This window comes from Microcoleus sp. AR_TQ3_B6, assembly GCF_036702785.1.
Lineage (GTDB): Bacteria > Cyanobacteriota > Cyanobacteriia > Cyanobacteriales > Microcoleaceae > Microcoleus.
In genome coordinates this window covers 1-5,715 of record NZ_JAUBVJ010000173.1, presented here as the reverse complement: position 1 = coordinate 5,715, position 5,715 = coordinate 1, and the positions used below count along the sequence as shown (strand labels likewise).

Annotated in this window: 5 protein-coding genes; 4 read left to right on the top strand and 1 reads right to left on the bottom strand. The window is 45.3% G+C overall.

The features are described from left to right. Positions 1-135: 135 nt before the first annotated feature. Complete coding sequence (locus QUB56_RS36090) at positions 136-996, bottom strand: WYL domain-containing protein (protein WP_332961166.1); 861 nt, start codon at positions 994-996, stop codon at positions 136-138. 89 nt (positions 997-1,085) lie between these two features. Between QUB56_RS36090 and cas3 the strand changes: the two genes are divergently transcribed. Genes cas3 through cas10d form a run of 4 tightly spaced genes read left to right on the top strand, consistent with a single transcriptional unit; the run spans position 1,086 to position 5,683 of the window. Next, positions 1,086-3,194, top strand: coding sequence for a type I-D CRISPR-associated helicase Cas3' (gene cas3, locus QUB56_RS36085; protein ID WP_332961165.1), 2,109 nt, complete (start codon positions 1,086-1,088; stop codon positions 3,192-3,194). Further along, positions 3,175-3,483 carry a DUF433 domain-containing protein gene (locus QUB56_RS36080; RefSeq protein WP_332961164.1) on the top strand — a complete coding sequence of 103 codons (309 nt, stop codon included), beginning with the start codon at positions 3,175-3,177 and terminating at the stop codon, positions 3,481-3,483. The genes cas3 and QUB56_RS36080 overlap by 20 nt, the downstream gene beginning before the upstream one ends. After that, on the top strand, positions 3,480-3,863 hold the full coding sequence (locus QUB56_RS36075) for a DUF5615 family PIN-like protein (protein ID WP_332961163.1): 384 nt from the start codon (positions 3,480-3,482) through the stop codon (positions 3,861-3,863). The genes QUB56_RS36080 and QUB56_RS36075 overlap by 4 nt, the downstream gene beginning before the upstream one ends. Next, positions 3,860-5,683: a type I-D CRISPR-associated protein Cas10d/Csc3 gene (cas10d, locus tag QUB56_RS36070; protein WP_332961162.1), complete on the top strand. Its 1,824-nt coding sequence runs from the start codon at positions 3,860-3,862 to the stop codon at positions 5,681-5,683. The genes QUB56_RS36075 and cas10d overlap by 4 nt, the downstream gene beginning before the upstream one ends. Positions 5,684-5,715 lie beyond the last annotated feature (32 nt).

The following is a 5,715-nucleotide window of genomic DNA, read 5'->3' as shown; positions in this document are numbered from 1 at the left end:
ACAGTCAACAGTCAACAGTCAACAGTCAACAGTCAACAGTCAACAGTCAACAGTCAACAGTCAACAGTCAACAATCACGGACGGTGCAACCGGAATTGATATTATTTCCCTAGGAAAGGGGCATTGCCGTGTCCTCTAATCGCGGATTTCCAGGTTGTACAGGCTGCAGAGGGCAATCAGTTCTTGTTGGAAGCGATCGCGCACATTCTGGGGCGAGACAATCACGCAGTCTTTGCCGTACCGAAACACCTCTCGAATCAACCAAAAGGGATTAGAGACGCGCCGCACGACTTGGCGGATATCTCCCACAACTTCATTGCTGATATCTCTTGCCCTCGGTTCGTAGGCTTTCACCATGCCGCGATAAAAGTGTAAGTACACTTCTAAAAATTCTAAGCCTTCAGCGCGCCACTGTCCGTCCGTTTTCATGATGGACTGAATGCGGTCGAACCGCAGACAGCGATTGTGGATGAGTTCGGGATAATCGGGATTTTTGATGTCATCAGTCTCTTCGCACCAAATTTCTAGGTAAAAGCGCTTTTCTTCGGGAGAAATCTCGGCATAGCGCACTGTATATGCCAAATTCTCTCCTTTGGGATTGCGGTAGAGGACAAGAAAGGGTTGTCCGTTGTTGATGTATTCTTCGGCTTGAATGCGCCACGCTGCGGTGGGTTGGATGGCTTGTTGCAGGAGCGACTGGCGCAGGGGGGCTGCGAGGTTTCCCCGACTTACAAGCAGTTGTGAGAGCGATCGGGCACCTTCAACATAGCCTGAGTCGATCAGCAGTCTGATGCCTTGCTGTAAGGCGGAGACTTCGGTGGAATTGAGGGTGAAGGGTTCGCCCACATCGAGCCGGTGTTGGGCGATCGCCACCAGCAACCCAGATACACTGGGGGATTTGCCCCAAAAGATACCGAGGCGAAGGGCGATCGCCTCTAGCTGTTCCTTGGTTTCCGGGGGCACTGAAAGGGTGAGTGCTTCTTTTTTTCGCGACATTTTTCCAAATACACTTGCACATTGGAAAAGAATGTGTCAGTGTAGATTAATTGTAAATACAGATTACATCGATCGACAGGCAGATAACCATGACAGCCTACACTATCCTGCTGAAAGCAGTGTACTCCCGTCCTGCCCAGACGCTTCCATCAGGCATTACCTTACCTGCGGGTTGGGACGGGCTCTCGCAGCATCAAGTCGAAACCTACGAAGCACTGAAAGAGCCAACCATTGATATTGTCTTCAATACAGCAATCACAGGGGACGGTAAAAGTTTAGCAGCTTTTCTGGCAGCCGTGAGCAATCGCACGTACACTTTAGCAATGTACCCGACAAACGAACTGGCGCGCGATCAGGAAAAACAGGTAAGAGGCTACAAAGCACTGTTTAAACCGGAAAACGACCCGCAGATTTATCGTTTGAATGCAGCAATTCTCGAAGATTTTATTGCGACAAATAAACTTTCTTCAAAATTAGCAGGATTGTGCGATCGCGCGGACAACTCAGAAATTTTACTGACAAATCCCGATATATTCCACTACATCCACGACTTCCGCTATTTGCGGCGAAACAAAGAAGGTAAAGGAGATAACCCCGATCGCCTGTTTGCCAAGATAGACGACAACTACAAACTATTTATCTTTGACGAATTCCACATCTTCTCATCTCCTCAAATTACCAGCGTCATCAATGCCATCCTGTTAATTAAGCACACATTTCCCGGCAAAAAATTTTTATTCCTCTCTGCTACGCCAAACGAGTTGTTGGAAGAGGGGTTTTCCAAGGCTGGGTTAAAGTATCGCATAATCGATCCAGTCAACCAGGGAGGTTATCAGTTTTCAGCAGGTGGCAACTGGCGGCAGATTAGTTATCCGATTAAATTGAGTTTTCCGCAAAAGTTAGAACCAAATCTGCGTTCCAGTTATAACTGGATTGTCGAAAATGCCGAAACAACGATTTTGAAATTTTTTCAAGATCATCCTGGGAGGAGTAAAGGTGCAATTATCCTGAACTCGATCGCCGCTGTAAAAACCTTAGTCCCCAAATTCAAGGCGATTTTTGAACCCCTGGGATTGAAAGTCCGAGAAAATACTGGATTGACTGGTGAGACAGAGAAGTCTAAATCTGTTGAAGACGCTGACTTACTTTTGGGAACATCGACAATTGATGTGGGAGTTGACTTTCGGATTAATTTTTTAGTATTTGAAGCGGCGGATGCGGGGAATTTTATGCAGCGTTTCGGCAGGTTGGGGAGACATCCAGGCTTTGATATTTATCAAGCTTATGCTTTGCTACCTAACTTTATTATAGAAAGGCTGTTTGAGGCTGAAAATCACCCCCTGCAAGATGGCGAAACGCGCGATCGCATTAGTTTGTCGGACGCTATCCGCCAGCATTACGGCTATGTCAACGAGTTTCGACAGTATCCCAAACGCTGGGGCTCAATTCAGTCAGCTTGCGTGCATTTAGAGTTAGAAAAAAATTATCAGATGAAAACCAAGTATCCCGAAGCCGCGGCTAATTTTGCAGCAGATATTCAGCAAGCTTTGGGAATTACGATTAAACAGATGCGATCGCAGCTTTTTCGCTGCATGGAAAAAGAGAAAAATAAAATTATTGAGGAGGCTCGAAGTTTTCGAGGCATCAGTCAGTTAGATTGCGGAATTTATGACGCGACTAATCCCGACGAGCCTGAGAAAGAACGGTTTAAAACTTATAATCTTCCCAGTTTGCTCAGTAACTTTCATTTTGAGGTGATGGCAAGCGCCGACTTTCTGGATAGAGCTAAAAAAGCCGGGTTAGCAGTCAGCCGCTTTGAGAAAGCTTTGTGTTATTTGAAATTGACTGGATATCGGGAATTGCGAGAAGATTGGCAGTTTTATTGCTCGCGAGAGGACCTCGGCGAGATTGCTAAATCCGGCAAAGTACAAATTCTCAAAGATTTGGAAGTGACAGGGGGAAGTAACGAGATTAACCGCAAATTATCCAATCGGGGTTTGGTGTGCTTTGTTTCCGATCGCGATCGCGCTACTTTGCGAGCCAAGTGTGGATTGCCCGTGCATTTCCAAGCCTATGCTTTGAGGGAGCCATCTGATGGTAAAGCAAATTACACCATAGCATTTGGGCGATCGGCGCTGTTGCTGGAGACGCTGATTTGGCACTGGAAACCGCAGCAGGATGAAGGTTGGATATGCTAAAGATGTACGCTACTGGAGAAACACTACTGTGACTAGAGATAATTTACTGTCCCGAATCTCGATCGATCCAAATATCTGTTTTGGAAAACCTTGCATTCGCGGCCATCGGATTTGGGTTTCCCTAATCCTTGACTACCTAGCTGGAGGAATGACTGTTGAGGAAATCCTAGAAGCATATCCAAGCATAGAAAGAGACGATGTATTCGCTTGTATTGCTTACGGTGCCGAAGTAACGCGAGATTATTATACCGAGATTCCATTAGGAAAAAAGCAGGAAGCAAATACGTGAAGTTAAAGCTAGATGAAAATGTCGATCTTCGCGTTGTTACCTTTTTACGTTTGGCAGGGCATGACGTAGAAACAGTACCAAATCAAAGTTTGAATTCGGCACCCGATGTGGAACTGATTAATGTTTGTCGTCAAGAGGAAAGATGTTTAGTTACTGCCGATCGCGGATTTGGCAATCGGATGCGGTTTAATCCATCAGAGTATGCGGGGATTGTTGTAATTCGGCTAACATCTCGTGCCAATTTTACAGAGTGGAGAGAAGCAATAGAAACGTTAATCCTCGGATTAGAGCAAGCAGAAGTTTTGGGAAAATTGTGGATTATTCGACAGGGTAGGATTCAAGAATATCAACCCAGTGAACCAGAGGAAACAGAATCATGAATGAAGATGAACTTTACAATTGGCTGCATTCTCCAGATGATGATGACAGTGAAACGCCAGCCAAATACGAACTTTTGACAGTTCGCTTATTTAAAGAAGCAATTCGAGAAGCAGAAGGAAATCAGGGCGATCGTCTTTTAGCATCCTTCGCCGACAACGTCTTGCCAAACTTGATGCTGCAGCTAGTTGGAGCCACAGCCAAAGGCGGTCAATTTACAGAAGACAGGCGCGCCGAAGGCAAAAATGTCGATCGCAGCAAACACGATCAATCCTTTACTTCTCACCTGCTTAACGGCTTATTCCCTACTTACCGAATTCTCAAGAAACTCAAAACCGACACGCCTGAAACCAATCCTGTTAAACGCAACTGCGGTGAAACAGAAACAGCTTTGTTCGTAGCATCGTACATCCTGCACGACTTCGACAAATTTCCAGATTATTGTGAATGGCTGAAAACTAACGATTCCGAGGGAAAATTTGCCAACCGAGAGTGGCGAGAAAAACCACCTCATAAAGACGAAGCCCCCAATTTCGGACGCGATTATGTGGCTCTAAAAATTCAACAACTCGGATTAGATACTTTCTTAGGCGACAATTGGCGATCGCACATCGATGATATTGTGTGGATGAGCAACAATGCCGGAGTCAAACATGATAGCGATCGCGGTCTGGAAATTCGCGGATTGCAGCCTAAACTCGATGGTAGAATCAGAGGAACTATAGCCAATCTAGTCAGACTCTCAGACTTATTCGCCTCAGTAGTGAAACATCCCAGCGATGCAGAGGCTAACGGTTTATCTGAAGTTTTGAATTCTCTTAGCAACGGACAACTTAAATTTACCTATCACTCCCTCTCCGACAATCGCGGAGTATTGACAAATATCATTAACAATGCTCTGATGGACGCTCATCCCAGCGAGTTCTATACACCGCTGCTGTACTTGCCAGATGGTGCTGTTTATCTAACTAAAACCAATGCACCGGCCATCGAAACTGCTGAAATTCCCGATCGCGTAATCGCCAAAATCAAGAACCTTTGCGCTGAGAGATTGAAACTCAAAACAACCGGATTTAGCCGAGATGGAAAAGGCTTTAAATTTGGTGAATTCTACTGGCTGTTTTTTGATATAATCGAACTCATGGGAGTTAGCATCGAAGCAGCTTGCAAACTCATTACCAGCACCAAAGCATCCTCTGCAAAAAAGCGCAGCGACAGCTTGCTAAGTTTCCAAAAAGATGGAGATTTACCCAGTAAATTAAATCTTGAATTTCCAGAAGACTATCGGATTGATAGACTAGCAGAATTTGGGGATATCCTGTCTCGGGGCATTTGGAATAAATGGCAGGAACGCTTGAGTAATTCTCAGAAAGAATTGCCCAAAGCTAAACGACAAAGCCCGCCGGAATTAGATTTGACTCAAAAACTTGCAGAACATTTAGGTTTAGCCGACCAAATCCCCGCTTTAAAAGCAATTCAATCTCTCAAAAAAACAGGCGGCGTTCCTCTGGATTGGTATTACTTAGCTGCACAGTATTTTGAACGGAATAAAGGATTAGATGAAACTCAAGTGCGCGCGGTTTTAACCGATATGGTTGAATGTGCAGTCACTCTCATCAAACCCATCGCCGAAAACTTTGAAATTCCCGACGGCTGGAACGATTTGCGGACTTATGTCAGCCGCATTGTTTCCTTGCCGGCGGGGGCAGTTATCAAACCAGAAACCGATCCTTTTTTACTAGAATTGGCGCGGTACAGTGCCGCAAAAATCACAGGGAGGGTAGTGCTTTTTTGTAAAGGGCGGAGAAAAATAGTAAAATAGAGCGACGATCGTGAAAGAGGAATGATGGAATG

Coding starts and splice junctions, on each gene's coding strand:
- QUB56_RS36090 (WP_332961166.1), bottom strand. CDS start 996: ATGTCGCGAAAAAAAGAAGCACTCACCCTTTCAGTGCCCCCGGAAACC.
- cas3 (WP_332961165.1), top strand. CDS start 1,086: ATGACAGCCTACACTATCCTGCTGAAAGCAGTGTACTCCCGTCCTGCC.
- QUB56_RS36080 (WP_332961164.1), top strand. CDS start 3,175: ATGAAGGTTGGATATGCTAAAGATGTACGCTACTGGAGAAACACTACT.
- cas10d (WP_332961162.1), top strand. CDS start 3,860: ATGAATGAAGATGAACTTTACAATTGGCTGCATTCTCCAGATGATGAT.